Annotated in this window: 28 protein-coding genes; 18 read left to right on the top strand and 10 right to left on the bottom strand. The window is 71.8% G+C overall.

Annotated features, from left to right (window positions below):
* Positions 1-36 precede the first annotated feature (36 nt).
* From ACFWRT_RS31070 to ACFWRT_RS31055, 4 genes are all read left to right on the top strand, one after another.
* Positions 37-1,188, top strand: coding sequence for an acyl-CoA dehydrogenase family protein (locus ACFWRT_RS31070; RefSeq protein WP_380953956.1), 1,152 nt, complete (start codon positions 37-39; stop codon positions 1,186-1,188).
* A gap of 103 nt (positions 1,189-1,291) precedes the next feature.
* Positions 1,292-1,609: a YiaA/YiaB family inner membrane protein gene (locus tag ACFWRT_RS31065; RefSeq protein ID WP_380953955.1), complete on the top strand. Its 318-nt coding sequence runs from the start codon at positions 1,292-1,294 to the stop codon at positions 1,607-1,609.
* A 68-nt stretch (positions 1,610-1,677) separates the two neighbouring features.
* Entirely contained in the window at positions 1,678-2,307 is a 630-nt protein-coding gene (locus tag ACFWRT_RS31060; protein WP_380953953.1) for a TetR/AcrR family transcriptional regulator, read from the top strand.
* Positions 2,308-2,350: 43 nt separating this feature from the next.
* Positions 2,351-3,496 carry a substrate-binding domain-containing protein gene (locus ACFWRT_RS31055; protein ID WP_380953951.1) on the top strand — a complete coding sequence of 382 codons (1,146 nt, stop codon included), beginning with the start codon at positions 2,351-2,353 and terminating at the stop codon, positions 3,494-3,496.
* Here the strand turns inward: ACFWRT_RS31055 and ACFWRT_RS31050 are convergent.
* The gene (locus ACFWRT_RS31050; RefSeq protein ID WP_380953950.1) at positions 3,453-3,935 is read right to left on the bottom strand and encodes a MarR family winged helix-turn-helix transcriptional regulator; all 483 of its coding nucleotides are present in this window, start codon (positions 3,933-3,935) and stop codon (positions 3,453-3,455) included. The genes ACFWRT_RS31055 and ACFWRT_RS31050 overlap by 44 nt on opposite strands.
* 355 nt (positions 3,936-4,290) lie before the next feature.
* Here ACFWRT_RS31050 and urtA point away from each other — a divergent pair, with 355 nt between their 5' ends.
* The 5 genes from urtA to urtE are packed head-to-tail and all read left to right on the top strand — an operon-like array spanning position 4,291 to position 9,101.
* Positions 4,291-5,538 carry an urea ABC transporter substrate-binding protein gene (gene urtA / locus ACFWRT_RS31045; RefSeq protein WP_380953949.1) on the top strand — a complete coding sequence of 416 codons (1,248 nt, stop codon included), beginning with the start codon at positions 4,291-4,293 and terminating at the stop codon, positions 5,536-5,538.
* A complete protein-coding gene (gene urtB / locus ACFWRT_RS31040; protein WP_380953947.1) occupies positions 5,535-6,419 on the top strand; it encodes an urea ABC transporter permease subunit UrtB in 885 nt (294 codons plus the stop codon). The genes urtA and urtB overlap by 4 nt, the downstream gene beginning before the upstream one ends.
* Positions 6,416-7,579: an urea ABC transporter permease subunit UrtC gene (urtC, locus tag ACFWRT_RS31035; protein ID WP_380953945.1), complete on the top strand. Its 1,164-nt coding sequence runs from the start codon at positions 6,416-6,418 to the stop codon at positions 7,577-7,579. Before urtB ends, urtC begins: the two co-directional genes overlap by 4 nt.
* The gene (urtD, locus tag ACFWRT_RS31030) at positions 7,576-8,397 is read left to right on the top strand and encodes an urea ABC transporter ATP-binding protein UrtD (RefSeq protein ID WP_380953944.1); all 822 of its coding nucleotides are present in this window, start codon (positions 7,576-7,578) and stop codon (positions 8,395-8,397) included. Before urtC ends, urtD begins: the two co-directional genes overlap by 4 nt.
* 5 nt (positions 8,398-8,402) lie before the next feature.
* A complete protein-coding gene (gene urtE, locus ACFWRT_RS31025) occupies positions 8,403-9,101 on the top strand; it encodes an urea ABC transporter ATP-binding subunit UrtE (protein WP_380953943.1) in 699 nt (232 codons plus the stop codon).
* A gap of 84 nt (positions 9,102-9,185) precedes the next feature.
* On the opposite strand, the gene ACFWRT_RS31020 is transcribed toward urtE, so the two are convergent.
* Positions 9,186-9,647, bottom strand: coding sequence for a MaoC family dehydratase (locus ACFWRT_RS31020; protein ID WP_380953942.1), 462 nt, complete (start codon positions 9,645-9,647; stop codon positions 9,186-9,188).
* Positions 9,648-9,782: 135 nt separating this feature from the next.
* Here ACFWRT_RS31020 and soxR point away from each other — a divergent pair, with 135 nt between their 5' ends.
* The gene (gene soxR, locus ACFWRT_RS31015) at positions 9,783-10,271 is read left to right on the top strand and encodes a redox-sensitive transcriptional activator SoxR (RefSeq protein ID WP_380953941.1); all 489 of its coding nucleotides are present in this window, start codon (positions 9,783-9,785) and stop codon (positions 10,269-10,271) included.
* A gap of 60 nt (positions 10,272-10,331) precedes the next feature.
* Here the strand turns inward: soxR and ACFWRT_RS31010 are convergent, their stop codons facing one another.
* Complete coding sequence (locus ACFWRT_RS31010) at positions 10,332-11,072, bottom strand: 3-keto-5-aminohexanoate cleavage protein (protein WP_380953939.1); 741 nt, start codon at positions 11,070-11,072, stop codon at positions 10,332-10,334.
* Between the two features lie 71 nt (positions 11,073-11,143).
* Entirely contained in the window at positions 11,144-11,767 is a 624-nt protein-coding gene (locus tag ACFWRT_RS31005) for a hypothetical protein (RefSeq protein WP_380953937.1), read from the bottom strand.
* A 362-nt stretch (positions 11,768-12,129) separates the two neighbouring features.
* Between ACFWRT_RS31005 and ACFWRT_RS31000 the strand changes: the two genes are divergently transcribed.
* Both ACFWRT_RS31000 and ACFWRT_RS30995 read left to right on the top strand, forming a co-directional pair.
* A complete protein-coding gene (locus tag ACFWRT_RS31000; RefSeq protein ID WP_380953935.1) occupies positions 12,130-12,603 on the top strand; it encodes a hypothetical protein in 474 nt (157 codons plus the stop codon).
* Positions 12,604-12,653: 50 nt separating this feature from the next.
* Positions 12,654-13,136, top strand: coding sequence for a GNAT family N-acetyltransferase (locus tag ACFWRT_RS30995; protein ID WP_380953933.1), 483 nt, complete (start codon positions 12,654-12,656; stop codon positions 13,134-13,136).
* Between the two features lie 119 nt (positions 13,137-13,255).
* Here the strand turns inward: ACFWRT_RS30995 and ACFWRT_RS30990 are convergent, their stop codons facing one another.
* Positions 13,256-14,521: an exo-beta-N-acetylmuramidase NamZ family protein gene (locus ACFWRT_RS30990; protein WP_380953931.1), complete on the bottom strand. Its 1,266-nt coding sequence runs from the start codon at positions 14,519-14,521 to the stop codon at positions 13,256-13,258.
* 199 nt (positions 14,522-14,720) lie between these two features.
* Here ACFWRT_RS30990 and ACFWRT_RS30985 point away from each other — a divergent pair, with 199 nt between their 5' ends.
* From ACFWRT_RS30985 to ACFWRT_RS30970, 4 genes are all read left to right on the top strand, one after another.
* A complete protein-coding gene (locus tag ACFWRT_RS30985) occupies positions 14,721-15,494 on the top strand; it encodes an SDR family oxidoreductase (protein ID WP_380953929.1) in 774 nt (257 codons plus the stop codon).
* Entirely contained in the window at positions 15,491-17,176 is a 1,686-nt protein-coding gene (locus ACFWRT_RS30980) for an AMP-binding protein (RefSeq protein WP_380953927.1), read from the top strand. The genes ACFWRT_RS30985 and ACFWRT_RS30980 overlap by 4 nt, the downstream gene beginning before the upstream one ends.
* 49 nt (positions 17,177-17,225) lie before the next feature.
* A complete protein-coding gene (locus ACFWRT_RS30975) occupies positions 17,226-17,819 on the top strand; it encodes a TetR/AcrR family transcriptional regulator (RefSeq protein ID WP_380953925.1) in 594 nt (197 codons plus the stop codon).
* A gap of 281 nt (positions 17,820-18,100) precedes the next feature.
* Positions 18,101-19,438, top strand: coding sequence for a M28 family metallopeptidase (locus tag ACFWRT_RS30970; protein WP_380953923.1), 1,338 nt, complete (start codon positions 18,101-18,103; stop codon positions 19,436-19,438).
* A 55-nt stretch (positions 19,439-19,493) separates the two neighbouring features.
* On the opposite strand, the gene ACFWRT_RS30965 is transcribed toward ACFWRT_RS30970, so the two are convergent.
* Both ACFWRT_RS30965 and ACFWRT_RS30960 read right to left on the bottom strand, forming a co-directional pair.
* Positions 19,494-20,708, bottom strand: coding sequence for an acyl-CoA dehydrogenase family protein (locus ACFWRT_RS30965; protein ID WP_380953921.1), 1,215 nt, complete (start codon positions 20,706-20,708; stop codon positions 19,494-19,496).
* A 6-nt stretch (positions 20,709-20,714) separates the two neighbouring features.
* Positions 20,715-21,737, bottom strand: a complete 1,023-nt coding sequence (locus ACFWRT_RS30960; RefSeq protein ID WP_380953919.1) for a phosphotransferase family protein — start codon at positions 21,735-21,737, stop codon at positions 20,715-20,717.
* Between the two features lie 390 nt (positions 21,738-22,127).
* Between ACFWRT_RS30960 and ACFWRT_RS30955 the strand changes: the two genes are divergently transcribed.
* Positions 22,128-23,063, top strand: a complete 936-nt coding sequence (locus ACFWRT_RS30955; RefSeq protein WP_380953917.1) for an NADP-dependent oxidoreductase — start codon at positions 22,128-22,130, stop codon at positions 23,061-23,063.
* Between the two features lie 17 nt (positions 23,064-23,080).
* Here the strand turns inward: ACFWRT_RS30955 and ACFWRT_RS30950 are convergent, their stop codons facing one another.
* Genes ACFWRT_RS30950 through ACFWRT_RS30940 form a run of 3 tightly spaced genes read right to left on the bottom strand, consistent with a single transcriptional unit; the run spans position 23,081 to position 24,318 of the window.
* Positions 23,081-23,398: a DUF202 domain-containing protein gene (locus ACFWRT_RS30950; RefSeq protein ID WP_380953916.1), complete on the bottom strand. Its 318-nt coding sequence runs from the start codon at positions 23,396-23,398 to the stop codon at positions 23,081-23,083.
* Positions 23,395-23,790, bottom strand: coding sequence for a YidH family protein (locus tag ACFWRT_RS30945; RefSeq protein ID WP_380953914.1), 396 nt, complete (start codon positions 23,788-23,790; stop codon positions 23,395-23,397). Before ACFWRT_RS30945 ends, ACFWRT_RS30950 begins: the two co-directional genes overlap by 4 nt.
* A gap of 18 nt (positions 23,791-23,808) precedes the next feature.
* Complete coding sequence (locus tag ACFWRT_RS30940) at positions 23,809-24,318, bottom strand: NUDIX hydrolase (RefSeq protein ID WP_380953912.1); 510 nt, start codon at positions 24,316-24,318, stop codon at positions 23,809-23,811.
* Between the two features lie 110 nt (positions 24,319-24,428).
* Here ACFWRT_RS30940 and ACFWRT_RS30935 point away from each other — a divergent pair, with 110 nt between their 5' ends.
* A complete protein-coding gene (locus tag ACFWRT_RS30935) occupies positions 24,429-26,087 on the top strand; it encodes an FAD-binding dehydrogenase (protein WP_380953910.1) in 1,659 nt (552 codons plus the stop codon).
* The last annotated feature ends 119 nt before the right edge of the window (positions 26,088-26,206 follow it).

Raw genomic sequence — 26,206 nt, 5'->3', positions numbered from 1 at the left:
CGTACGAAATCCGTGCGCGAGGAGTGGGGTGGCGCGATGAACCTGGAGCTCAGCGAGGAGCAGGAAGACGTCCGGCGGCTGGCCGAGGAGTTCGTGACCCGTGAGGTCGCGCCGCACGTCGTCGCGTGGGACCGGGCCGAGAATGTCGACAGGTCGATCGTGAAGAAGCTCGGCGCGCTCGGCTTCCTCGGCCTCACCGTCCCCGAGGAGTACGGCGGCTCCGGCGGCGACCACCTCACCTACTGCCTGGTCACCGAGGAGCTCGGCCGCGGTGACTCCTCCGTGCGCGGGATCGTCTCCGTCTCGCTCGGCCTGGTCGCCAAGACCATCGCGTCCTGGGGGAGCGAGGAGCAGAAGCGGCGGTGGTTGCCCCGGCTCACCTCCGGCGAGGCGATCGGCTGCTTCGGCCTCACCGAGCCCGGCACCGGCTCGGACGCCGGAAACCTCGCCACCAGGGCCGTACGCGACGGCGGTGACTACGTCGTCAACGGCACCAAGATGTTCATCACCAACGGCACCTGGGCCGACGTCGTCCTGCTCTTCGCCCGCACGAACGACGACCCCGGCCACCGCGGCGTCTCCGCCTTCCTCGTCCCCGCCGACACCCCCGGACTCACCCGCCGCACCATCCACGGCAAGCTCGGCCTCCGCGGCCAGGCCACCGCCGAAGTGGTCCTGGAGGACGTCCGGGTCCCCGCCGACACCCTCCTCGGCCCCGAGGGCAAGGGCTTCACGGTCGCCATGTCGGCCCTCGCCAAGGGCCGGATGTCGGTCGCGGCGGGCTGCGTCGGCATCGCCCAGGCCGCCCTGGACGCCTCCGTGCGGTACGCCGGTGAGCGCGAGCAGTTCGGAAAGGGCATCGCCGGACACCAGCTCGTCCAGGAGTTGCTCAGCGACATCTCCGTGGACGTCGAGGCGGCCCGGCTGCTCACCTGGCGGGTCGCCGACCTGGTCGACCGGGGCCAGGAGTTCGCCACCGCCGCCTCCCAGGCCAAGCTGTACGCCTCCGAGGCCGCCGTCCGCTGCGCCAACAACGCCATCCAGGTCTTCGGCGGCTACGGCTACATCGACGAGTACCCGGTCGGCAAGCTGCTCCGCGACGCCCGCGTGATGACGCTCTACGAGGGCACCAGTCAGATCCAGAAGCTCATCATCGGCCGCGCGCTGACGGGCGTCTCCGCGTTCTGAGCGCAGCCGTAGGCCTACAGGCCTGAACTCGTACGCGTGTCTGAGTACCCCGCTGAGTACGGGCACGGATGTGGCGCACGCCACGTCGCCGGATGCTGGGCCCATGAGTGACACGACATCGGTCAAGCAGCAGAGCACCGCCGCCTTCTACGGCCAGGCCGTCGCCTCCTTCCTGGTGGCGATGGGCGCGGTGGCCCTCGGTATCTTCTTCCTCGACGCCGACGCCTGGGTGCGCGGCTTCCTCGCCATCGGGGTGCTCTACCTCGTCACCTCCTGCTTCACCCTGGCCAAGGTGATCCGGGACCGGCAGGAGGCCGGGCAGATCGTCAGCCGGGTCGACCAGGCCCGGCTGGAGAAGATCCTCGCCGAGCACGACCCGTTCCGGAAGTCCGAATCCGCACCCCCCGTGAGACGCCCCTAAGCGCTTGCTCAGGTTCGGGGTATGGTGTTCGTCCTGTTGACGGAGTTGACGGAGAGGGGCCCTGGGCGATGAGTACGGCGGAGGAGACGAGCGGCGACGACGCTCCCTGGGGCGAGGTCACGCCCGAGGCGGCCAGGCGGCTCCTCGTCGCCGCGGTCGACGCCTTCGCCGAGCGCGGGTACCACGCGACCACCACCCGCGACATCGCCGGCCGGGCCGGGATGAGCCCGGCCGCGCTCTACATCCACTACAAGACGAAGGAAGAGCTGCTCCACCGGATCAGCAAGATCGGCCACGACCGGGCGCTGTACGTCCTCCAGGCCGAGGCCGACCGGGAGGGCACGGCCGCCGACCGGCTCGCCGGAGCCGTACGGTCCTTCGTCCGCTGGCACGCCGAGCGCCACACCACCGCACGCGTCGTCCAGTACGAGCTCGACGCCCTCGGCCCCGAGCACCGCACCGAGATCGTCGAACTGCGTCGCAGGAGCGACGCGGTGGTGCGCCGGATCATCAGCGAGGGGGTGGCGGCGGGCGAGTTCGACGTCCCCGACGTCCCCGGCACCACCCTCGCCGTGCTGTCCCTCTGCATCGATGTGGCCCGCTGGTTCAACGCCCAGGGCAGCCGCACGCCCGACGAGGTCGGCGCCCTCTACGCCGACCTCGTCCTGCGGATGGTCGGAGCCCCGCCTCAGCCCTGAGGGATGCCTTGGTCCCGGCGGACGGTGGGGCAATCATGGGCGCATGCCACCGCCGCCGCCGCCACCGCCACCGTCACCGCCTCCGCCCCGCCTCCGTCCCGCCGAGTGGTTCACCGTGGACGCGTCGGTGCTCAACGTGGCGCTGGTGTATCCGATGCAGGGGCCGGCGGGGATCTTCGGGCCGGGGTGCGAGGCGTGCGCCCGGCTGGCCGTGGAGGAGGTCAACGCGGCGGGCGGGGTGCTGGGGCGGGAGCTGCGGCTCCTTGAGGTGGACGGCGGGGCGGAGCCGTCGAGGGTCGCCGCGGAGGTCGGGGCACTGGTCGCCGCGGGGGTCGTGCAGGGAGTCACCGGCTGGCACATCAGCTCGGTACGGCAGGCGGTGGCACCGCGGGTGGCCCACCGGGTGCCGTACGTGTACACGGCGCTGTACGAGGGCGGTGAGCGGACCGAGGGCGTCTTCATGACCAGCGAGACACCGGCGGGGCAACTGCTCCCGGCGATGCGGATGCTCGCCCGGATCCGGGACGTGCGCCGCTGGTTCGTCGTCGGGAACGACTACGTCTGGCCGCGGTACACCGCCCGAGCCGCCCGCCTCTATGCGCGGGAGTCCCGGGGCCGGGTGTGCGGGGAGGCGTATCTGCCGCTGGGCACGGACGACTTCGCCGACGTCCTGCGCCGTATCGAGCGGGCGGACGCCGACGCCGTACTGATGCTGCTCGTGGGCAGCGACGCGGTGCGGTTCAACCGGGCGTTCGCGGCGGCCGGGCTGGACGCCCGCTGTCTGCGGCTGAGCACGTTGATGGACGAGAGCATGCTCCTCGGCAGCGGGCCCGAGGCCACCGCCGACCTCTACAGCACGGCCGGCTTCTTCGCCTCGCTCGCCGACGGCCACAGCATGGACTTCCACGGCCGTTATGCCGCCCGCTTCGGCGCGGACGCACCGGTCCCCGGCAGCCTCGGCGAGTCCTGCTACGAAGGCGTGCTGCTGCTCGCGGCGCTCATCGAGCGGGCCCGCACCCTGGACGTGTCCGCCATCGGCGCGGCCGCCGAGCACGTCCGGTACGAGGGCCCGCGCGGCCTGCTCGGCCTGGACGGGCGGCATGTGCGCCAGCGCATCTACCTGGCGGAGGCCGACGGCCTGGACTTCACCGTGCTCGCCCAACTGGATGCCCCGAAGCGGTCGTTGTGATCCCGTCGCCGCCGCCCTGTGCCGGCGCGCCGGACAACCGGGCGAGCAGCGGCATCAGTTGATCCTCCTCGTCCTCCGTGAGCCCCGGGGGCGTCGGTCCCCACTCCGCCCGTACCGCGCGGGAGAGCTGACGGCGCCGCCGTAGGCCCCGGGGGGTGAGCTGGACCAGGACCCGGCGGCGGTCGGCGGGGTCGACGCGGCGGAACACCAGGTTCTGGTCGACGAGTTGGTCGACGAGCTTGGTGAGGGTCGGTGCGGGCAGGGCGGCGTCCTCGGCGAGGGCCGTCATGCTCCGGCCCTCGTCGCCCGAGAGCAGGTCGAGGACCCGCCACGCGTCCACGGAGCAGTCGTACGCGTCGAGCACCGACTGGATACGACGCGCCGTGAGGCGCTCGGCCCGGGTCAGCAGGTGGAGCAGGTCCTGGGGCTGCCTCGCCATCGCACTCCTCGGGTTTCACGTCGGCACGACCCCCGCGGCGGGGGTGCGTCGGAGCCTACAACCGATCACCGCGCTGCCGGCAGACCGTATGCCGATTCTGATCCTTTCCGGTGGAAGTAATGAATGCGCGCACCGCGAATTCGTTCACCACGCGGCCGGTTGATGCCGACTCACATCGGTGCGCAACACGATTACTTCCGCCGGAAACTGTTCTTCAACTGCGCCGCAACGCACCCGAAACAGTTCCGCCGCAGGCTGTGGACCACTTCAGAGACCAGCCCGGAGGCCACCCCGGAACGGCTGGGCCCTCCCCCCCTTTCTTTCGCACCGCCCTTCGGGGCAAGGAGGTATTGCCATGTCCGGGCTCATCACCAGGCGCGGTCTTCTGGCCGGCATCTCCGCTCTCGGCGCCGGCGCGGCTCTCAGCGCCTGCGGCGCGAAGACCGGCAGCGACACGTCGAAGGCGGCCGGCGCCAAGGCCGACACCTCGGGCGACACCGTCAGGGTCGGCCTGCTGAACTCGCTTTCCGGCACGATGGCGATCAGCGAGGTGACCGTCCACAACGCGCTGCTGCTCGCGGTCAAGGAGATCAACGCCGCCGGCGGGGTCCTCGGCAAGCAGCTCAAGCCGGTCAGTCAGGACGGGGCGTCCGACTGGCCGACCTTCGCCGAGAAGGCGCAGGCGCTCATCACGGACTCCAAGGTCGTCGCCACCTTCGGCTGCTGGACATCGGCCAGCCGCAAGGCGGTGAAGCCCGTCTTCGAGCGGAACAAGTCGCTGCTGTTCTACCCCGTGCAGTACGAGGGCCTGGAGCAGTCCCCGTACATCTTCTACTCCGGCGCCACCACCAACCAGCAGATCGTGCCCGCGCTCGACTACCTCAAGAAGCAGGGCCTCACCAAGCTCTACCTCGTCGGCAGCGACTACGTCTTCCCGCGCACCGCCAACAAGATCATCAAGACGTACGCCAAGGCGAACGGCATGGAGGTGCTCGGCGAGGACTACGCGCCGCTCGGCTCCACGGAGTTCGCGACCATCGTCAACAAGGTCAGGGACGCGGGGGCCGACGCGGTCTTCAACACCCTGAACGGCGACAGCAACGTGGCCTTCTTCAAGGAGTACAAGTCCGCCGGGCTGACCGCGAAGAAGCTGCCCGTGCTCTCCGTATCCATCGCGGAGGAGGAGGTCAAGAGCATCGGAACGCAGTACCTGGAAGGGCAGTTGACGGCCTGGAACTACTACCAGACCACGCCCGGTGCCGCGAATCAGAAGTTCGTCGCCGCGTATCAGGCGGCGTACGGCAAGGACAAGCCGACCAGCGACCCGATGGAGGCGGCGTACATCTCCGTCCACCTGTGGAAGGCGATGGTCGAGAAGGCGGGGTCGTTCGACGTCGAGAAGGTGAAGGCGGCGTCGGACGGGATCGAGTTCGACGCGCCGGAGGGCAAGGTGACGGTCGACGGTGCGACGCAGCACGTCCACAAGACCGCCCGCATCGGCAAGGTCAGTGCGGGCGGGCTCATCGAGGAGGTCTGGAACTCGGGCGGGCCCATCAAGCCCGACCCGTACCTGAAGGGCTACGACTGGGCGGCGGACCTGTGACGGTCATCCTCAACCAGTCCTTCACCGGCGTCAGCATCGGCGCCGTCCTCCTCCTCATCGCCCTCGGCCTCACTCTCACCTTCGGGCAGATGGGCGTCATCAACATGGCGCACGGTGAGTTCATCATGGCCGGCGCCTACACGACGTACGTGCTCCAGAAGCCGATCGGCGACGCCGGTATCTCCCTCCTCCTCGCCCTGCCGGTCGCCTTTCTCGTGGCCGGGTCGATGGGCGCGCTCCTGGAGTGGCTGCTCATCCGGCGGCTGTACACGCGCCCGCTGGACACCCTGCTGGTGACCTGGGGCGTCTCCCTGATGCTCCAGCAGCTCGCGCGGGACATCTTCGGCGCGCCGAACGTACAGACGACCGCCCCGGGCCTGCTGACCGGGAGTGTGTCGGTCGCGGGGATGAACCTGGCGAACAGCCGGCTGTTCATCCTCGGGTTCGCGCTGCTGTGCGTGGCCGGCCTGGCGGCGATCCTGCGGACCACCCCGCTGGGCCGCCGGATCCGGGCGGTCGTGCAGAACCGGGACCTCGCGGAGGTGTCCGGGATCGCGACGGGCCGGGTGGACCGGACGACGTTCTTCATCGGCTCGGGGCTTGCGGGGATGGCGGGCGTCGCGCTGACCCTGATCGGCCCGATCGGTCCGACGACGGGGACCAACTACATCGTGGACGCCTTCCTGGTCGTGGTCGTCGGCGGCATCGGACGGCTCAGGGGCGCGGTCATCACCGCGTTCGTCCTCGGCCTGCTCCAGTCGGTCCTCGAATACTCCACGACCGTGAGTGTGGCGAAGGTGGTGGTCCTCGTGGGGATCGTCGCCTTCCTCCAGTGGCGGCCGCAGGGCCTGTACACCGTGCGCACCAGGAGCCTGGTATGACGACGACGAGCACCCCTCCGACGGCGACCGGCCCGGCCGCCGGACCCCCGTCCGAACCCCCGTCCGGGCCGCCGGAGACACCCTTCCTGACCCGCTTCCGTACCCCCGCCGCCTTTCTGCTCGGCGCGGTGCTGCTGGTGGGCGTCGCCCCGCTGGTCCTGTCGGACTTCCGGCTCGGCCTGCTGGCCAAGTACCTCTGCTACGGGATCGTCGCCGTCGGCGTGAGCCTCGCCTGGGGCCGGGGCGGGCTGCTGGTGCTCGGGCAAGGGGTCTTCTTCGGCCTCGGCGGCTACGCCATGGCGATGCACCTCAAGCTCGCCGACGCGGCGGCGACCGGAGAGACGCTGCCCGACTTCATGCTGCTGTACGGGACCGAGGGCGGGCTGCCCTGGTGGTGGCAGCCGTTCGCGAACCCGGCGTTCGCGCTGGCCATGACGGTGGTGCTGCCGATGGCCGTCGCCGCGCTGCTCGGCGCGCTCGTCTTCCGCCGCCGGGTGAAGGGCGCGTACTTCGCGATCCTCAGCCAGGCGCTGGCGGCCGCGCTGGCGATCTGGCTGGTCGGCCAGCAGGCCACCACGGGCGGCACCAACGGCCTGACCGACTTCCAGGGCTTCTTCGGCTACGACCTGAACGACCCGGTCAACCAGCGGATGGTGTACGTCATCATCGCGGTCGCCCTGCTGCTCCTGATGGCCGGTGTCCGGCAGCTTTTCGTCAGCCGGTACGGCGAACTCCTCATCGCCGTACGGGACTCCGAGGAGCGGGTGCGCTTCCTCGGCTACAACCCGGCCGACGTCAAGCTGGTGGCGTACGTGCTCGCGGCGGGCATGGCGGGTCTGGCCGGTGCGCTGTTCGTCCCGGCGGTGGGGATCATCTCCCCGGCGCTCATCGGGATCGTGCCGTCCATCGGCTTCGTCATCGGCGCGGCGGTCGGCGGGCGGGCGTCGCTGGTGGGCGCGGTGCTCGGGGCGATCGCGGTGGCCTGGGCGCAGAGCACGCTCTCGGACGCGTGGCCGGCCGGATGGACGTACCTCCAGGGCCTGCTGTTCGTCGTCGCGGTCGGCTTCCTGCCCAGCGGGCTGGCCTCGCTGCGGACGGTGCTGCGCAGACGGCGGACCTCCTCCGACCGAGTCGGGGCAACGAAGGGAGTGACCACATGAGCGGCGAGGGACTGACCGTCCGCGATCTGCGGGTGACGTTCGACGGGGGCGTCACCGCCGTCGACGGCGTCGACCTGGACATCGGCCCGGGCGACCTGCGCTTCCTGATCGGGCCGAACGGCGCCGGCAAGACGACCCTGGTCGACGCCGTCACCGGCCTGGTCCGGGCGACCGGATCGGTCCGCTTCGGCGGTACGGAGATCCTCGGCGAGCCCGTGCACCGCATCGCCCGCCGGGGCATCGGCCGCACGTTCCAGACGGCGACGGTCTTCGAGCAGCTCACCGTCGAGCAGAACCTCGACATCGCCGCCGGGGCCGGACGCAGCGCGCTGACCCTGCTCCGGCGGCGCCGAGACGTCCCCGAGTCCGTGGGGAAGGCGCTGGAGACCACCGGTCTGACCGCGCTCCGCCACCGCCCGGCCGGGGTGCTGGCCCATGGCCAGAAGCAGAGCCTGGAGATCGGCATGCTGCTCGTCCAGGACGTGAAGCTGCTGCTGCTCGACGAGCCCGTCGCCGGGATGAGCCACGACGAGCGCGAGGCCGCGGGCGCGCTGCTCCAGCGGGTCAGCGAGGAACGCACCGTCGTCGTCATCGAACACGACATGGACTTCATGCGCTCCTTCGCCCGCAGTGTCAGCGTCCTGCACGCGGGCCAGGTGCTCAGCGAGGGGACGGTCGCCCAGGTCCAGGCCGACGCCAAGGTCCAGGAGGTCTACCTCGGCCGCGCCTCGGAGCCCGAGCCGTCGGCCGCCGTTTCCGGCCCCGGCCCCGTTCCCGGCCCTGTTTCCGCCCCCGCCCCCGTCCGCGAAGAGGTGTGACCGCCGTGCTGGAGATCAACGACGTCCGTGCCGGCTACGACCGCACCACCGTCCTGCACGACGTGACCGTGGCGGTGCCGGACGACGGCGTCGCCGCCGTCCTCGGCCACAACGGCGCGGGGAAGAGCACCCTCCTGCGCACCGCCATGGGCCTCATCAGGCCATCGCACGGGACCGTTCTCCTCGATGGCGAGGACATCACCCGCCTGGCCCCGCATCAGCGCGTGGCCCGGGGCATGGCGTACGTCCCTCAGGGCCAGCAGTCCTTCCCCCACCTCACCACCGCCGAGAACCTCCGGCTCGTCGCCGACGGCTCCCCGCGCGGGGGCGGCCGGGACGCCATCGCCGAGGCCCTCGACCTCTTCCCGGTCCTCCGCGAACTCTCCCACCGCCGTGCCGGCCTCCTCTCGGGCGGCCAGCGCCAGCAACTCGCCATCGCCCGCGCCCTCGTCACCCGCCCCCGGCTCCTTCTCCTCGACGAACCGACCGAGGGCATCCAGCCCTCCGTCGTCGCCGAGATCGAGACCACGATCCTCTCCCTGGCCGCGCGGGGCGGCCTCTCGGTCCTCCTCGTCGAGCAGCACGTCGGCTTCGCCATGCGGGCGGCGGAGCGCTACTACGTCCTGGAGGCGGGCCGGGTCACGTCGTCGGGGGAGGGGGGAACGGGTGCGGAGCGGACGGTCCGGGAGGCACTGAGCGTGTGAGCGCCCCCGGGCCCTCCGCGGCGCAGGTCAGAACCAGCGGCGCAGGTCAGAACCAGCGGCGCGAGTCAGAACAAGCGGTGCGGGTCAGAAGTAGTAGCGCGACACCGACTCGGCCACGCAGGCCGGCTTCTCGCTGCCCTCGCGCTCGACCGTGACGAGCGCGGTGATCTGCACGCCGCCCCCGGCCTCCTCGACGTTCGTGAGGACGGCGGTGGCCCGCAGCCGTGAGCCGACGGGGACGGTGGAGGGGAAACGGACCTTGTTGGTGCCGTAGTTGATGCCCATCTTCATGTTTTCGACCCGCATCACCTGCGGCACCAGCGCGGGCAGCAGGGAGAGTGTCAGGTAGCCGTGCGCGATGGTCGTGCCGAACGGACCGGCTGCTGCACGCTCCGGATCCACGTGGATCCACTGGTGGTCGCCGGTCGCGTCGGCGAACAGGTCGATCCGCTTCTGGTCGACCTCCAGCCAGTCGCTGTGTCCGAGCTGCTCGCCCACTCCGTCGCGCAGCTCCTGTGCGGACGTGAAGATCTTCGGCTCTGCCATGTTCCGGGTCCCTGCCTTCCGGCTCGCCGCGCCGTCCGGCGCGATATCTAAGCGCTTGCTCAGCATCCTTGCGCGGTGGGCTCCTGTCAACGATTCCGGGGTGGCGTCCGCCGGGGGAGCAGTAGGGTCTGAGGAGTGCCACAGATCCCACAGACACTCCACGAACTCTCGGTCGGCCAGCTCTCGGCGCGCAGCGGCGCGGCGGTCTCCGCGCTGCACTTCTACGAGTCCAAGGGCCTGATCAGCAGCCGCCGCACCAGCGGCAACCAGCGCCGCTACTCGCGGGACGCCCTGCGCCGCGTCGCCTTCGTGCGGGCGGCCCAGCGCGTCGGCATCCCGCTGGCCACGATCCGGGACGCCCTCGCCGCCCTGCCGGAGGAGCGCACACCGAACCGGGAGGACTGGGCCCGCCTCTCCGAGGCCTGGCGCAAGGAACTGGACGAGCGGATCACGCAGTTGCACCGGCTGCGGGACCATCTGACCGACTGCATCGGCTGCGGCTGTCTGTCGCTGGAGACCTGTGTGCTGTCCAACCCCGACGACATCTCCGGCGAACGGATCACCGGCTCGCGCCTGATGCCCGAGAGCAAGCAGGACCCGGCGGAGGAGCAGGAGCACGGCTGACCCGACGGAAGATCCGGAGCGCGACGCTCACTGGCCGCAGCACGACACTCCCTGGTCCGCCTAGTCCGCCACCGGGCCGTTCCCGGACGCCGTCTGCCGTAACCGCACCGCCGCGGCAACCAGTTCCGCGTTCGAGCGCGCGGGACGGCCGTCCGGCAGCACCGTCACGTCCTCCGCCCCGATCCGTGTCGCCAGGCCGAGCCGGAAGGCCAGCGCCGCGACCGGCCACGCGCCGCCGTCCTCCCCGTGCAGCAGCACCGGGCGGCCGTGCGCGGTGCCCACCTCGGCGAGGAGCAGCCGGGCCGAGCCGGTCGCCGTCGCCGGGTCGGTGTCGGTGACCTCGGCCAGCACCCGCAGGACCCGGGGCGCCACGGGGGACCGGCGGAAGAGGCGGTGCCCCTCCGTACCCGACCAGAGCCCGGCCTCCACGCCCACGCCCCGCTCCAGCAGTGCGGCGGCCAGCTCCTCGGCGCCCGGCTCGTGCCAGTTGACCGAGGCGTGGTCGGGCAGCACCGACCACGCCCGTACGCGCTCCACCCGGCGCCGCGGATCCGGCTCGGCCCAGGCGCCCGTCGTCACCCCGACCGGGACGCGCACCGCCGCCCGTATCGCCGTCAGCGTCGCGGCCACCACGCGGGGCGAGAGCGTGTCCTGCCCGCAGGGGGTCCGCGGATGCACATGGATGTCCGTGGCACCGGCGGCGACGGCCTCGGCCGCCGACCGGGCCAGCGCTTCGGGTGACAGGGGCACGGCCGCCGAGGCATCCGCACCACGCCGACCGTTCAGGCAGACCTGGATCATGTCCCCGATGGTGACACCCGCCACTGACAACGGGCCCGGGAGCGACCGCCCGAGGGCTGCGGACCCGTCCCCTAAGCCGCGGCCGCCGCGGCGAGCCGCCGATGCCGTACCAACCGGGCCCGAGCCAGCGTGCGGTCCGTCAGCACCGGCTGCGGCACCGCGATCCCGCACGCCGTGCACACCGGACCCGACCACGGCTCGTGCCCGCGCTCGCGCTCCTGGCGCCACTCGATCCCGGTGTCCGCACAGACCGGGCAGGAGGAGCCGGGCCCGGAGCCGAGCGCCGCGATCAGCCGGCGCAGCACCTCGGCGAGCGGCTCGCTGGGGTGCACCTCCGGGTCCGCGCACCGCGCCACCCCGTGGCCGCCCCACGTCCGGCGGTGCCAGTCGTCGAAGGCGCCGGGCCGCCGCAGGCCCTCGTGCTTCTCGCGCCGCCGCCGCTCGGCGAACCCCGACTCGTAGGCGAGCCAGATCGCCCGCGCCTCCTCCAGCTCCTCCAGGGCGTCCAGCAGACGCGCCGGATCTGGTGCCCGGTCCTCGGGATCGATCCCGTGCCGGGCGCACAGATGGTCCCAGGTCGCCCGGTGCCCGTAGGGGGCGAACCTCTCCAGGCACTTGCGCAGCGAGTACCGCCGCAGTGCCAGGTCGCCCAGCGGGTCGCGGACCTGTCTCGCAAGACTCCGGAAACCGGCCATGCCACTGCCACCTCCGTCGTTCGTCCATCGGCGTCAAGGAGTGGACGTACGCCTGCCCGTTTCGGCTCCATCGAAAGATGAAATCCGTCCATTGGCTGAGACTGCCCATGTCGGACGAGGGAGACGGACGGAAGCGGAACGGCGCGCGGACGGGTGGTGCGAGGGCGCGCGGTCCTGCGGGAGGGGCCGGTGGCCAAGATCACCAACCGGTCGGTGGGTGGTTGATCCCCTTTGGGTAAAATCCGCCGTGACTGCTACGGCAAGAGCAAGTCGCATCACAGGACCCGTGACCAGTGCATCAGTTGCGTGAAGAACGGAAAGCTGTGGATCATCAGGAACAAGAAGCTCGTGAAGAGCAACGCATGATCCCTCTCCTCACGCGCCGTATCGCTGCCGCGCTGTTGCTGCTCCAGGCCGCCTACGTGGCTCTGCTCCAGATCGCCTTTCCGGTGCTCGGGCCGGACACCGCCGAGATCGACCACACCGATCCCGCCGGCTTCAGTCTGCTCGACGCCGTCCTGGTGGTGCTCGCGCTGGTGGTCCTGACCGGCGGTGCGGCCCTGCTGGGCCTGGATCGCGTCCGGTTCCGCGCGCCGCGTGCGCCGGCCCTGGTCTGGCTGGTTCTGGTGGGCGTCGGTCAGACGGCCCTCGCGGTGGTGGCCCTCGCCACCAGCGGTGACCCGGCGGGGCTCGGCCTGCCGGTCGCCCTGCTGGTGGCGGTGGGCTGCGCGGTGGTGGCCGTCGCCTGTGTGCTGACCATCCGCACGGACTCCGGGGCGCCCCGGGCCGCATCCGCCGTTCCCCCCTGCGCGGAGGCCGCTCGAACTCCCCGCTGACCAGGGAAAACCGGTGGCGGGACACCGGGCGGCTGGGCTTGGCTGTCCCCATGACAGCAGTCTCTCCCCGCCTGGAAAAGGTCACGCCCGACACGGTGCTCGACGCCTGTCGGCTGGAAGTCGCCCCCGAGCAGCGGAAGTTCGTCTCGCCGGTCGCGCAGTCCTTGGCCGAGGCCTATGTGCACCCCGAGGTCGCCTGGCCCCGGCTGATCTGTGACGGCGACCGGATCGTGGGCTTCGTGATGGCCTTCTTCGACGTCGCGTTCGACTACGACGCCGATGTGCCGGACGCCCCGAAGCGCTCCGGCCTCTGGCGGCTCGCCGTCGCCACCGGGGAGCAGGGGCGGGGGTACGGGCGGTTCGCCGTGGGCGCGGTGAACGAGGAGATCCGCCGGCGGGGCGGGGCGGTCTCGACCGTGACCTGGCACCCCGGCGAGGGCGGCCCGGAGGAGTTCTACCTCCGGCTCGGCTACCACAAGCGCGGCCTGACGGACGACGGCGAGTACCTCGGCGACCTGGACCTCACGGGCTGAGACAGGCAGGCCGAACAGGCAGACCGAACAGGCAGAGACCGGGGCACGTTTCCGCGAGCGCCCCGGCCCCGCCCGCACTACCCCCTGTACCTACCCCCCCTGTACCTACCCCCCGGAACCTACCCCCCGTACCGCAGATACCTCCGCCGCTTCGCCCGGAACGCCGTCAGGTCCGCCCGCCACGCGTTCACCACCTCGTCCGTGTCCGCCCCCGCGTCGATCATGGTGCGGACCCTGGTGTTGCCGGTGAGCTTGTCGATCCAGTGGTCGGGGCGCCAGGCGAACCCGCTCCACGTCTCCTTCGCCGTCACCAGCAGCGCGATGCCCGTACGGACCGGGTCGAAGACCTCCCGGTCCTGGACGTGCACCTGCACCCCGCCCACCGTCTTCCCCTGGAACTTGGAGAACGTCGGCGCGAAGTACGCCTCCCGGAAGGCGACTCCCGGCAGCCGCAGCGCGTTCACGGCGGCCGCCCAGCGGTGGTCGACGCCCTCCGCGCCCAGCAGCTCGAACGGCCGCGTGGTGCCCCGGCCCTCGGAGAGGTTCGTGCCCTCGAAGAGACAGGTGCCGGAGTAGACCAGGGCTGTCTCCGGCGTCGGCATGTTCGGGCTCGGCGGCACCCACGGCAGCCCGGTGTCGTCGAAGAAGTCCGAGCGCCGCCACCCCGACATCGTCACCACCTCAAGGCGTGCCGGATTCTCGTGCAGGAACTCCGCGTTGAAGAACAGCGCCAGCTCCGCCACCGTCATCCCGTGCGCCTGGGCGATCTCCCGGCGGCCGACGAACGTGGCGAACGCCGGATCCAGCACCGGCCCCAGCGCCGCCCGCCCGGTCACCGGGTTCGGCCGGTCCAGCACCACCAGCCGCTTGCCCGCGAGCGCGGCCGCCTCCATGCAGTCGTACAGCGTCCAGATGTACGTGTAGAAGCGCGCGCCGGCGTCCTGGATGTCGAAGACCACCGTGTCCACGCCCGACGCGGTGAAGATGTCCGCGAGCGGCTGCCCGCTCTTGAGGTACGTGTCGTAGACCGGCAGCCCGGTCGCCGGGTCGTCGTACCGCCCCTCCGAGCCGCCCGCCTGCGCGGTGCCCCGGAAGCCGTGCTCGGGGCCGAAGACGGCGGTCAGGTTCACCTGGTCGTCCGGGTGCATCACGTCGACGATGTGCCGTACGTCGGCGGTGACCCCGGTCGGATTGGTGACGACGCCGACCTTCTGGCCCCGCAGCAGCCGGTAGCCGTCGGCCGCCAGCCGGTCGAAGCCGGTACGGATCCGGCCGCGCCCGGGGCCACGTGCGGCAGCGGCGGCTCCACCGGTGCCGGCCGCCGTCGCCGCGAGCGCTCCCACGGCGCCTCCCGCGGCCAGCACACCACGTCGGGACAGGCTCATTCCGCTACCTCCATGATCGCGCCGACTGTCATGGCCACGCACGCTAGCGCGGGCACGGGCCGCACGGAACGACCCGGGCCGCGCCGATTCCCCGAGCCGGACCGCCGCCCCCGCCGACCTGCCCCGGGGCGCTTCCCGGCCCTTCCCCGATCACATACCGACCGGTTAGTCTGCCGGTGCAGACGGACCGAGAGGCGGGATGACGATGGATACGGTGCAGGACGCCGGCGTGGTGGTCACGGGAGCCGGAGGCGGCATCGGCGCCGCGCTGGCCCGCAGGTTCGCCGAGCAGGGCGCGCGGGTCGTCGTCAACGACCTCGACCTCGCGCGCATCGAGCCGCTCGCGAAGGAGATCGGCGGCACCGCCGTCGCCGGGGACGCCTCCGGCATCGTGGAGGCGGCCCGGGACGCGCTGGGCGGCACGGTGGACGTCTACTGCGCCAACGCCGGACTCGCCTCGCCCGGCGACGCGTTCGCCGACGAGGAGGTCTGGGCCGCCGCCTGGGACGTCAACGTGATGGCCCACGTCCGGGCGGCCAGGGCCCTGCTGCCGGACTGGCTGGAGCGCGGCAGCGGGCGCTTCGTCACCACCGCCTCCGCCGCCGGACTACTGACGATGATTGGCGCGGCCCCCTACAGCGTCACCAAGCACGGGGCCGTCGCCTTCGCCGAGTGGCTCTCGCTCACCTACCGCCACCGCGGCATCAAGGTTCACGCCATCTGCCCGCAGGGCGTACGTACGGACATGCTCACCGCCGCCGGTTCGGCCGGCGAGCTGGTGCTCGCCCCCGGGGCGATCGAGCCGACCGCCGTCGCCGACGCGCTGTTCGACGCGATGGCGGCCGACCGCTTCCTGGTCCTGCCGCACCCGGAGGTCGCCGGGTACTACCAGGCGCGCGCCGCCGATCCGGACCGGTGGATGGGCAATATGAACCGGCTCCAGCAGAAGTGGGAGGAGGCGAGCGGCGCATGACCGACACACATCCCACCCCCTCCCGCTATGCCGCCCAGCCCTGGCTCGCCCTCCTCAGCGACGCCCAGCGCGCCGCGGTGCACCCCGCCGCGACCGTGCTCCACGCCTTCCGGGACGCGGTCGCCCGGGCTCCGGAGGACCACCCCGCCCTCGCCTACTTCGACGGCCGCCTGACCTACCGCGAGACCGACACGCTCTCCGACTCGGTGGCCGGGCACCTCGCCGCCCGGGGCCTGCGGCGCGGCGACCGGGTCGCGATCATGCTCCAGAACAGCCCGCACTTCGTCCTCGCGCTCCTCGGCGCGTGGAAGGCCGGGGCCACCGTCGTACCGCTCAATCCGATGTACAAGTCCGGCGAGGTCGGGCACGTGCTGAAGGACGCCGGGGTCGCCGCGCTCATCTGCTCGGACCGGGCCTGGGCGGCGTATCTGCGAGAGACCGCCGAGGCCGCCCCGGACCTCACCATCGCGCTGACCGCCTGCGAGCTGGACCTCCAGAGCATGGACGACCCCCGTGTCCTCGGCTTCGAGCGGCTCCCCGCCCCCGGCCCGGACGACCTCGCCGACGACCTGCTCACCGCCGCCCGGGCCGGCCACGCACCCCCGGACGGCCGGGAGCTCACCGCCGCCGACGCGGCGCTGATCAGCTACACCTCCGGGACCAGCGGCACCCCCAAGGGCGCCATGAACTCCCACGCCAACATCATGGTCAACGCCGAACGGCAGCGCACCGGGCACCCCGTCGCCGAGGGCTCCGCCTACTTCGCGCTCGCGCCGCTCTTCCACATCACCGGCATGGTCTGCCAGCTCGCCGCCTGCATCGCCAACGCGGGCACCCTGGTCCTGGCCTACCGCTTCGAGGCGGGGGTCGTCCTCGACGCCTTCGCCGCCCACCGCCCCGCGTACACCGTCGGCCCCTCCACCGCCTTCATGGCCCTCGCCGCCCACCCCGACGTCACACCGGACCACTTCGCCTCCTTCCAGGTGATCTCCTCCGGCGGCGCCCCGCTGCCGCCCGCGCTGGTGGAGAAGTTCCGCGCCGGCTTCGGCCCGTACATCCGCAACGGCTACGGCCTCACCGAGTGCACCGCCCCCTGCGCCTCGGTCCCGCCCGAGCGCGAGGCCCCGGTGGACCCGGTCTCCGGCACCCTCTCCGTCGGCGTTCCCGGCCCCGACACCGTCGTACGGATCCTCGACGAGAGCGGGCAGGAGGTGCCCTTCGGGGAGCAGGGCGAGATCGCGGTGCGCGGCCCGCAGGTCGTCTCCGGCTACTGGAACCTCCCCGAGGCCACCGAGGCCGCCTTCCCGGACGGCGAGCTGCGCACCGGCGACATCGGCTTCATGGACGCGGCGGGCTGGCTCTACGTCGTCGACCGCAAGAAGGACATGATCAACGCCTCCGGGTTCAAGGTCTGGCCCCGCGAGGTGGAGGACGTCCTGTACACCCACCCGGCGGTGCGCGAGGCGGCCGTCGTGGGCGTGCCCGACGCGTACCGCGGGGAGACCGTACGCGCCTATGTCAGTCTGCGTCCGGGCACAACCGTCGAACCGGGCGAGCTGGGGACGTACTGCAAGGAAAGGCTCGCCGCGTACAAGTATCCGCGCGAGGTGGAGATCCTGGCCGAGCTGCCGAAGACGGCGAGTGGGAAGATCCTCAGGCGGGAACTGCGTTCCTCCCGTTAGAACCTCGTCGAAACAGCGAACGCACGGTATGAAAGGCAGGTGGCGGCTCATGGCCAAGGCGACGGAGCAGAACGGCACTCCCGTCCCCCAGAGGCTGCTGGCCGCCGCCACCCGGCTCTTCGCCGAACGCGGGTACGACCGCACCTCGGTCCAGGAGATCGTCGAGGCGGCGGGCGTCACCAAGGGGGCGCTCTACCACTACTTCGGCTCCAAGGAGGACCTCCTCCAGGAGGTGTACGCCCGGGTGCTGCGGCTCCAGCAGGAGCGGCTCGACGCCTTCGCGGACGCCGACGCGCCCATCGAGCAGCGGCTGCGCGACGCGGCCGCCGACGTGGTCGTCACGACCATCGACAACCTGGACGACGCCGCGATCTTCTTCCGCTCCATGCACCACCTGAGCCCGGAGAAGAACAAGCAGGTACGGGTGGAGCGCCGCCGCTACCACGAGCGGTTCCGGGCGCTGATCGAGGAGGGCCAGCGCAGCGGGGTGTTCTCCACCGCGACCCCCGCCGACCTGGTGGTCGACTACCACTTCGGCTCGGTCCACCACCTCTCCACCTGGTACCGCCCGGACGGCCCGCTCACCCGCCAGCAGGTCGCCGACCACCTCGCGGACCTGCTGCTGCGGGCCCTGCGCCCGTAGCGCGCCGAGCGCGGGGGAGCGCATGGGAGGGCACAACACCGCCCTGTTCAGAGCCGGTTGAACACGTCCAAACGCCGATATGTGTTCGTTAATGGAACTGACATGTCCGCTTTCCGCTCTTGACGGAACACTGTCACCTCATTGACCATCGGTCACGCGCCGCACGGGCCACCGGCCCCGCGGCGCGCACCACCAGCTCCAGGACCCGGCCGTACGTTCCACGCGGCCGGGTGCCCCCCGCACGTTCCGTCAGTCCCCGAACGGAATCCGGAGCCCCATCGATGAGACCGAACCGACTCACCCTGCGCAGATCCCCGGCGGCCGTCGCCGCCGTCGCCCTCGCAGCCCTCCTCGGGACCGCCGCGCCCACCGCGCAGGCCGCCCCGGCGACGACCACGGCGGCCGCCGCCGTGGCGGCGCCCGACATACCCCTGGCAGGCGTCAAGGGCCACCTCACGCAGTTCTCGACGATCGCCGCGAACAACGGCGGCAACCGCGCCCACGGCCGCCCCGGCTACAAGGCGTCCGTCGACTACGTGAAGGCCAAGCTCGACGCGGCCGGATACACCACGTCGATCCAGCAGTTCACCTCCAGCGGCGCCACCGGCTACAACCTGATAGCCGACTGGCCCGGCGGCGACCCGAACAAGGTCGTCTTCGCCGGAGCCCACCTGGACTCCGTCTCCTCCGGCGCCGGGATCAACGACAACGCCTCCGGCTCGGCCGCCGTCCTGGAGACCGCCCTCGCCGTCTCGCGCGCCGGCTACCAGCCCGACAAGCACCTGCGGTTCGCCTGGTGGGGTGCGGAGGAGCTGGGCCTGATCGGCTCCAAGTACTACGTCAACAACCTGCCGGCCGCCGAGCGCTCGAAGATCTCCGGCTACCTCAACTTCGACATGATCGGCTCGCCGAACGCGGGCTACTTCGTCTACGACGACGACCCGGTCATCGAGAAGACCTTCAAGGACTACTTCGCGGGCATCGGCGTGCCCACCGAGATCGAGACCGAGGGCGACGGCCGCTCCGACCACGCCCCGTTCAAGTCGGCGGGCGTCCCGGTCGGCGGCCTCTTCACCGGCGCCAGCCGCACCAAGACCGCGGCCCAGGTGCAGAAGTGGGGAGGGACGCAGGGCCAGGCCTTCGACCGCTGCTACCACTCCTCCTGCGACACCACGGCCAACATCAACGACACCGCCCTGGACCGCAACAGCGACGCCGCCGCCCACGCCATCTGGACCCTCTCCGCGGGCTCCACGGGCGAGCCGCCCACCGGCACCGTCTTCTCCAACGACGCCGACGTCGCCGTCCCGGACGCCGGGGCGGCCGTGACCTCCTCGGTCACCGTCTCCGGCCGGACCGGCAACGCGCCCGCCGCACTCCAGGTGGGCGTGGACATCAAGCACACCTTCCGCGGTGACCTCGTCATCGACCTGCTGGCACCGGACGGCGCCGCCTTCCGGCTGAAGAACTCCAGCAGCGGCGACTCGGCGGACAACGTCATCACGACGTACACCGTCAACGCCTCCGCCAAGGTCGCCAACGGCGTCTGGAAGCTCCGGGTGCAGGACATCGCCCGGCAGGACACCGGCTACATCGACAGTTGGAAGCTCACCTTCTGACCGTCACGTGACCCCGGTGCGGCCCGCTCCCCAGGAGCGGGCCGCACCCGGTTTCTCACACGTACCGCTTGATCTCCCGCCGGGCCAGCGACCGCTGGTGCACCTCGTCCGGCCCGTCCGCCAGCTTCAGCGTCCGCGCCGACGCCCACAGCTCCGCCAGCGGGAAGTCCTGGCTCACCCCGCCCGCCCCGTGCAGCTGCACCGCCGCGTCGAGGATGTCCACCACCGCGCGCGGGGTGGCGATCTTGATGGCCTGGATCTCGGTGTGCGCGCCCTTGTTGCCCACCGTGTCCATGAGCCAGGCCGTCTTCAGCACCAGCAGCCGCAACTGCTCCACCGTCACCCGGGCGTCCGCGATCCAGTTCTGTACGACGCCCTGCGAGGCGAGCGGCTTGCCGAACGCCGTACGTGCCACCGCCCGCCGGCACATCAGCTCGATGGCCCGCTCCGCCATCCCGATCAGCCGCATGCAGTGGTGGATCCGCCCCGGCCCCAGCCGGGCCTGCGCGATCGCGAAGCCGCCGCCCTCCTCACCGACCAGGTTGGCCACCGGCACCCGTACGTCGTGGAAGACCACCTCCGCGTGACCGCCGTGGGAGTGGTCCTCGTACCCGTACACCTGCATCGCGCGCCGCACCTCGACGCCCGGCGTGTCGCGTGGCACCAGGATCATCGACTGCTGGCGGCGGAGGTCGGCGCCGTCCGGGTCGGTCTTGCCCATAACGATGAAGACCGCGCAGTCCGGGTTCATCGCCCCGGAGATGTACCACTTGCGCCCGTTGATGACGTAGTCGTCGCCGTCCCGGATCATCCGGGTCTCGATGTTCGTCGCGTCCGAGGACGCGACCTCCGGCTCCGTCATCGCGAACGCGGAGCGGATCTCCCCGGCGAGCAGCGGCTCCAGCCACTGCTTCTTCTGCTCGGCGGTGGCGAACTGGAAGAGCACCTCCATGTTCCCGGTGTCCGGCGCCGCGCAGTTCAGGGCGGTCGGTGCGAGGTGCGGGGAGCGGCCGGTGATCTCGGCGAGCGGCGCGTACTGGAGGTTCGTCAGCCCGGCCCCGTACTCCGCGTCGGGCAGGAAGAGGTTCCACAGCCCCTGCCGCCGCGCCTCGGCCTTCAGCTCGCCGACGATCGCGGGCGTGTCCCACGGCGAGGCGAGCAGCGCCCGCTGCTCCTCGGCGACCGGCTCGGCCGGATACACGTACTCGTCCATGAAGGCGAGCAGCCGGGTACGGAGCTCCTCGGTACGGGCGTCGAATGCGAAGTCCATGGGGGGTCAGCCTTCCTGGAGGGTGGTGAGGCCGTGCTCGATGAAGACCGGGACCAGATCGCCGATCTGGTCGAAACCGGCGCCGACGGTCTGGCCGAGGGTGTAGCGGTAGTGGATGCCCTCCAGGATCACGGCGAGCTTGAACCAGGCGAACGCGGTGTACCAGGAGATGGCGGAGGTGTCCCGGCCCGACCCGGCGGCGTACCGCTCGATCAGCTCGGCGGGGGAGGGGTGGCCCGCCGCGCCGCTGGTGGTGGAGACGGGGGAGTGCGGCAGATCGAGGTCGGAGCTGTACATCACGAGGAGCCCGAGGTCGGTCAGCGGATCGCCCAGGGTGGACATCTCCCAGTCCAGGACCGCGTTGATGCGGTCGTCCGGGCCGAGCAGCACGTTGTCCAGGCGGTAGTCGCCGTGGACGACGGTGGGCGCGGGGGAGGCGGGCAGCTCACGGCCGAGCGAGGCGTGCAGCTCGTCGATGCCGGCCAGGTCCCGGTTGCGGGAGGCGTCCAGTTGCTTGCCCCAGCGCCGCAACTGCCGGTCCAGGAATCCCTCCGGCCGCCCGAAGTCCCCGAGCCCCACGGCCACCGGGTCCACCGCGTGCAGGTCGACCAGCGTGTCGACGAGCGCGAGGACGGCGGCCCGGGTGCGCTCGGGCCCCAGCGGGGCGAGCTGCTCGGCGGTGCGGTACGGGACGCCCTCGACGTGCTCCATGACGTAGAACGGCGCCCCGAGCACCGCGTCGTCCTCGCAGAGGAGCACCGGCTCCGGCACCGGGACGGCGGTGGGGTGCAGAGCGCTGATCACCCGGTGCTCGCGCTTCATGTCGTGCGCGGTGGCCAGCACATGGCCCAGCGGTGGTCTGCGCACCACCCAGCGGCCGGTCCCGTCGGTGACCGTGTACGTCAGGTTCGAGCGGCCGCCCTCGATGAGCCGCGCTTCGAGGGGTCCGCTCACCAGCCCCGGCCGCTCGCGGTCGAGATGGCCGCGCAGCAGCTCCGGGTCGAGACCTGGCGGGGGGACTGGGCTCATGGTGCGCACCTCCGGGGCGACGGGACGATCGCTGACAGGAACGATCGCTGACCATGATGCCGACCAGTCGGTATGTCGTCCAGTGCCCTCCCGCAATCAAGCGCGGGAACCCCGTCCCGTGAGCGCGGGAACCCCGTCCCGGCCCTGGCGATGGGTCGCATCCCTGAATGCAGTTCACGTGTGCATGCCGACGAAATGGTGATCGAAGGCGTCCGACTCACCCCGATCCTCGTGGCCGATCCGCCCCTGCCGCGCGGTCACCGATCCGAACGGACTCTTCGCCCTCGCCGACGAGGTGTGCGACGACGCACGGCCGGCCGGGGACCGGGAGGTGAGCGGCGCTGTCCGCTCTGAGTTGCGGCGACCCTGACCTGCGCGGAAGGTCGAGGGATGAAGGCGATCAGCTACAGCGCGTACGGCTCGGCCGATGTCCTGGAGTACGGCGAGCGGCCCGACCCCAAGGTCGGCCCCGACTCCGTCCTGGTGAAGGTGCGGGCCGCCGCCGTCAACCCGGTCGACTGGAAGGCCCGCGAGGGCTACCTCCAGGGCGGCCTCGAAGCCGTCTTCCCGGTGATCCCCGGCTGGGACGTCTCCGGGGTGGTCGTGGAACCGGGCATCGCCGTGGACGAGTTCGGGGTCGGGGACGAGGTGATCGGCTACGTCCGCGAGGACTTCCTCTCCCGCGGTACGTTCGCCGAGTACGTCGCCGCCCCCGTCCGCACCCTCGCCCGCAAGCCCCTCAGCCTCAGCTTCGAAGAGGCCGCGGGCCTGCCGCTGGCCGGGCTCACCGCGTACCAGGTGCTGCACCGCACCCTGAAGATCCGCGACGGCGACACCGTCCTCGTCCACGCGGCGGCGGGCGGCGTCGGCTCGCTCGCCGTGCAGCTCGCCCGCCACACCGGCTGCCGGGTCATCGGCACCGCGAGCGCCCGCAACCACGACCATGTACGGAGCCTCGGCGCCGAACCCGTGGAGTACGGGGACGGCCTCGCCGACCGGCTGCGGGAGCTGGTCCCCGAGGGCTTCGACGCGGCGTTCGACACGGTGGGCGGCGAGGCGCTGAGGGTCTCGGCCGAGACCCTCGCCGAGGGCGGCCGGCTCGCCTCGATCGCCGACAGCGAGGTCTTCTCCTACGGCGGCCGCTACGCCTTCGTCCGGCCCGACGCCGCCGACCTGGCCCAGCTCGCGGAGCTGGCCGAGCGGGGCATCGTCACCGTCCATGTGGACCAGGTCTTCCCGCTGGAGCAGGCGGCCGAGGCGTACCGCCTCAACCAGGAGGGACGCACGCGCGGCAAGATCGTGGTCACGGTGGACTGGGACGGCTGAACACCCCCCAGGCGCGCTCAGAACAGCATGGCCACCGCGAATACCGCGACCGCCACCGTGCACACCGCCGCCGCCAGCGCCCCGCGCGGCGCGAGCGGCTCCGGCCGCGCCACCCCCAGGCGCCGCACCCGGAGGTGGGCCACCGCCAGGAGCCCCAGCCAGGCCGCCGCCGTCAGCGCCACCGCCACCAGCGCGGCCGGGGACGCACCGCTGTGCAGCGCCTGCCGCGCGGCGATCAGGGCCACCACCGTGGCGGACAGCGTGGTACGCCGCCACGCGAGCCGGGTCCGCTCGGGCTGCAGACCCGGATCACGGTCCCGTACCACCGCCGTCACCGGCCCTCCCAGCCGAAGAGGACCACCACCACCATCGCCACGGCCACGACCGCCACCACGATCCCCAGCAGCGTCGGGAACCGGGAGACCGGCAGATCCTGCCCGCGCCGCATCGCCCGCTCGCACCGCACCCAGTGGTTGACCGCCCGCAGCGCGCACAGCACCCCGGCGGCGAGCAGCCCGAGCGCGAGTCCGGCCCGCACGCCCCAGGCCAGCTCCGGCAGGAACTGGTCCACGGCGAAGCCCCCGCCGATCAGGGCCAGCGCGGTCCGGATCCAGGCGAGGAACGTCCGCTCGTTGGCCAGCGAGAACCGGTAGTCCGGGGTGGTCCCCTCGTCCCGGACCCGCTGCGGCGCGAACCACAGGCGTACGCTCTGCGCGATCTTGTTCACACAGGGCACCTTACGAGGTCAGAGCGCCCGGAACCGCTGCAGCCGCCGGTACGCCTCCACCCCGTCCGGCACCCACGGCCACTCACCGAGACGCTCCTCCAGCTCCTTCTCGCCCAGGAAGGTGTGCCAGGCGACCTCCTCGGCCTGCGGGGCCACCGGAAGCTCGCACCGCACCTGGTAGACGGCGGACCACCAGGAGTGCTCGGCATCGGTGTAGAGGAACCGGAACAGCGGCTCGGGGGCCGGCAGCCCCGAGACCCCCAGCTCCTCCTCCGCCTCGCGCAGCGCCGCCTCGTCGTAGGACTCGCCCGCGCCCACCACCCCGCCCACGAACATGTCGTAGTGCGAGGGGAAGACCAGCTTGGTCGCCGTCCGGCGGTGGACGAAGAGACGCCCCTCGGCGTCGCGCGCCTCGATGAACACACAGCGGTGGCGCAGGCCCCGGGCGGTCGCCTCGCCGCGCGGGGCCTGCCCGATGACCTCGTCTCTCTCGTCGACGATGTCCAGGATCTCCTCGGAAGGCGTCATGCGATTCATCCAACAGCACCCGGGTGGTTGACGTGGCAGCGGCCGGTACCCAAGATCTGACGCACGGGTAACTTGTCTCCCGGCTGCCCCTCCCCGACAGGATGGAACCGATGGCGTACGACGCTGATGTGATCGTGATCGGGGCAGGGCTCGCCGGACTCGTGGCCACCGCCGAACTGGTCGACGCCGGCCGTTCCGTGATCCTCCTCGACCAGGAGCCCGAGCAGTCCATCGGCGGGCAGGCCCACTGGTCCTTCGGCGGCCTCTTCCTCGTCGACTCGCCCGAGCAGCGCCGGCTGCGGATCAAGGACAGCCGCGAGCTGGCCCTCCAGGACTGGTACGGCACCGCCGGGTTCGACCGCAAGGAGGACCACTGGCCCAAGAAGTGGGCCGAGGCGTACGTCGACTTCGCGGCCGGCGAGAAGCGCTCCTGGCTGCACCAGCAGGGGCTGCGGATCTTCCCGGTCGTCGGCTGGGCCGAGCGCGGCGGCTACGACGCGAACGGCCACGGAAACTCCGTACCCCGCTTCCACATCACCTGGGGCACCGGCCCCGGCGTCGTCGCCCCCTTCGAGCGCCGGGTCCGCGCGGGCGTCGCCAAAGGGCTCGTCCAGCTCAGGTTCCGCCACCGCGTCACCGGCCTCGCCCGCACCGCCGGGGTGCTGGACACGGTCACCGGCGAGATCCTGGAGCCGAGCGCGGCGGAGCGGGGCGCCGCCAGCAGCCGGGAGGCCACCGGCGCCTTCGAGCTCAGGGCCCAGGCGGTGATCGTCACCTCCGGAGGCATCGGCGGCAACCACGACCTGGTCCGCGCGCAGTGGCCCGAGCGCCTCGGCACCCCGCCCGAGAAGCTGCTCTCCGGCGTCCCCGCCCATGTGGACGGCCTGATGGTGGGCATCGCCGAGGAGGCGGGCGCCCACCACATCAACCGGGACCGGATGTGGCACTACACCGAGGGCATCGAGAACTGGAACCCGATCTGGGCCAAGCACGCCATCCGCATCCTGCCCGGCCCCTCCTCCCTCTGGCTGGACGCCCGCGGCAAGCGGCTGCCGGTCCCGCTCTTCCCCGGCTTCGACACGCTCGGCACCCTCGAACACATCATGCGCACCGGTTACGGCTACACCTGGTTCGTGCTCAACCAGCGGATCATCGGCAAGGAGTTCGCCCTGTCGGGCTCCGAGCAGAACCCGGACCTGACCGGCAAGTCGGTACGGGACGTGATCGGCCGGGCCCGCGCGGACGTGCCCGCACCGGTCAAGGCGTTCATGGACCACGGCGCGGACTTCGTCGTGGAGAAGGACCTCGACGCCCTGGTCCGGGGCATGAACGCGGTCAGCGGCGACGGCCTGATCGACGCGGCCGAACTGCGCCGCGAGATCACCGCCCGCGACCGGGAGATCGCCAACCCCTTCACCAAGGACCTCCAGGTCACCGCGATCCACGGCGCCCGCGCCTACCTCGGCGACCGCCTGATCCGTACGGCGAAACCGCACCGCATCCTGGACCCGGCGGCGGGCCCGCTCATCGCCGTACGCCTCAACATCCTGACCCGTAAGTCCCTGGGCGGCCTGGAGACGGACCTCTCCTCCCAGGTCCTCACCGCCGACGGCACCCCGCTCCCCGGCCTGTACGCGGCGGGCGAGGCGGCGGGCTTCGGCGGCGGCGGAGTCCACGGCTACCGCTCGTTGGAGGGCACGTTCCTGGGCGGCTGCATCTTCTCGGGCCGAGCAGCAGGCAGGGCGGCGGCAAAGACACTGGCTGACTGAGCCCCTCCGGCCTCCATGAGCCGTTCCGGCACAGGACGGACCGGGCCAGCAAACCAAGCCCCTCCGGCGATTGAGGAGCGGGGCCCGGGGCAGCGCCCCGGAACCTCACCCGGCCGAAG

Origin of the sequence: Streptomyces cyaneofuscatus (assembly GCF_042718795.1) — a bacterium.
GTDB lineage: Bacteria > Actinomycetota > Actinomycetes > Streptomycetales > Streptomycetaceae > Streptomyces > Streptomyces cyaneofuscatus_A.
This window is presented reverse-complemented; position numbering and strand designations above follow the sequence as displayed.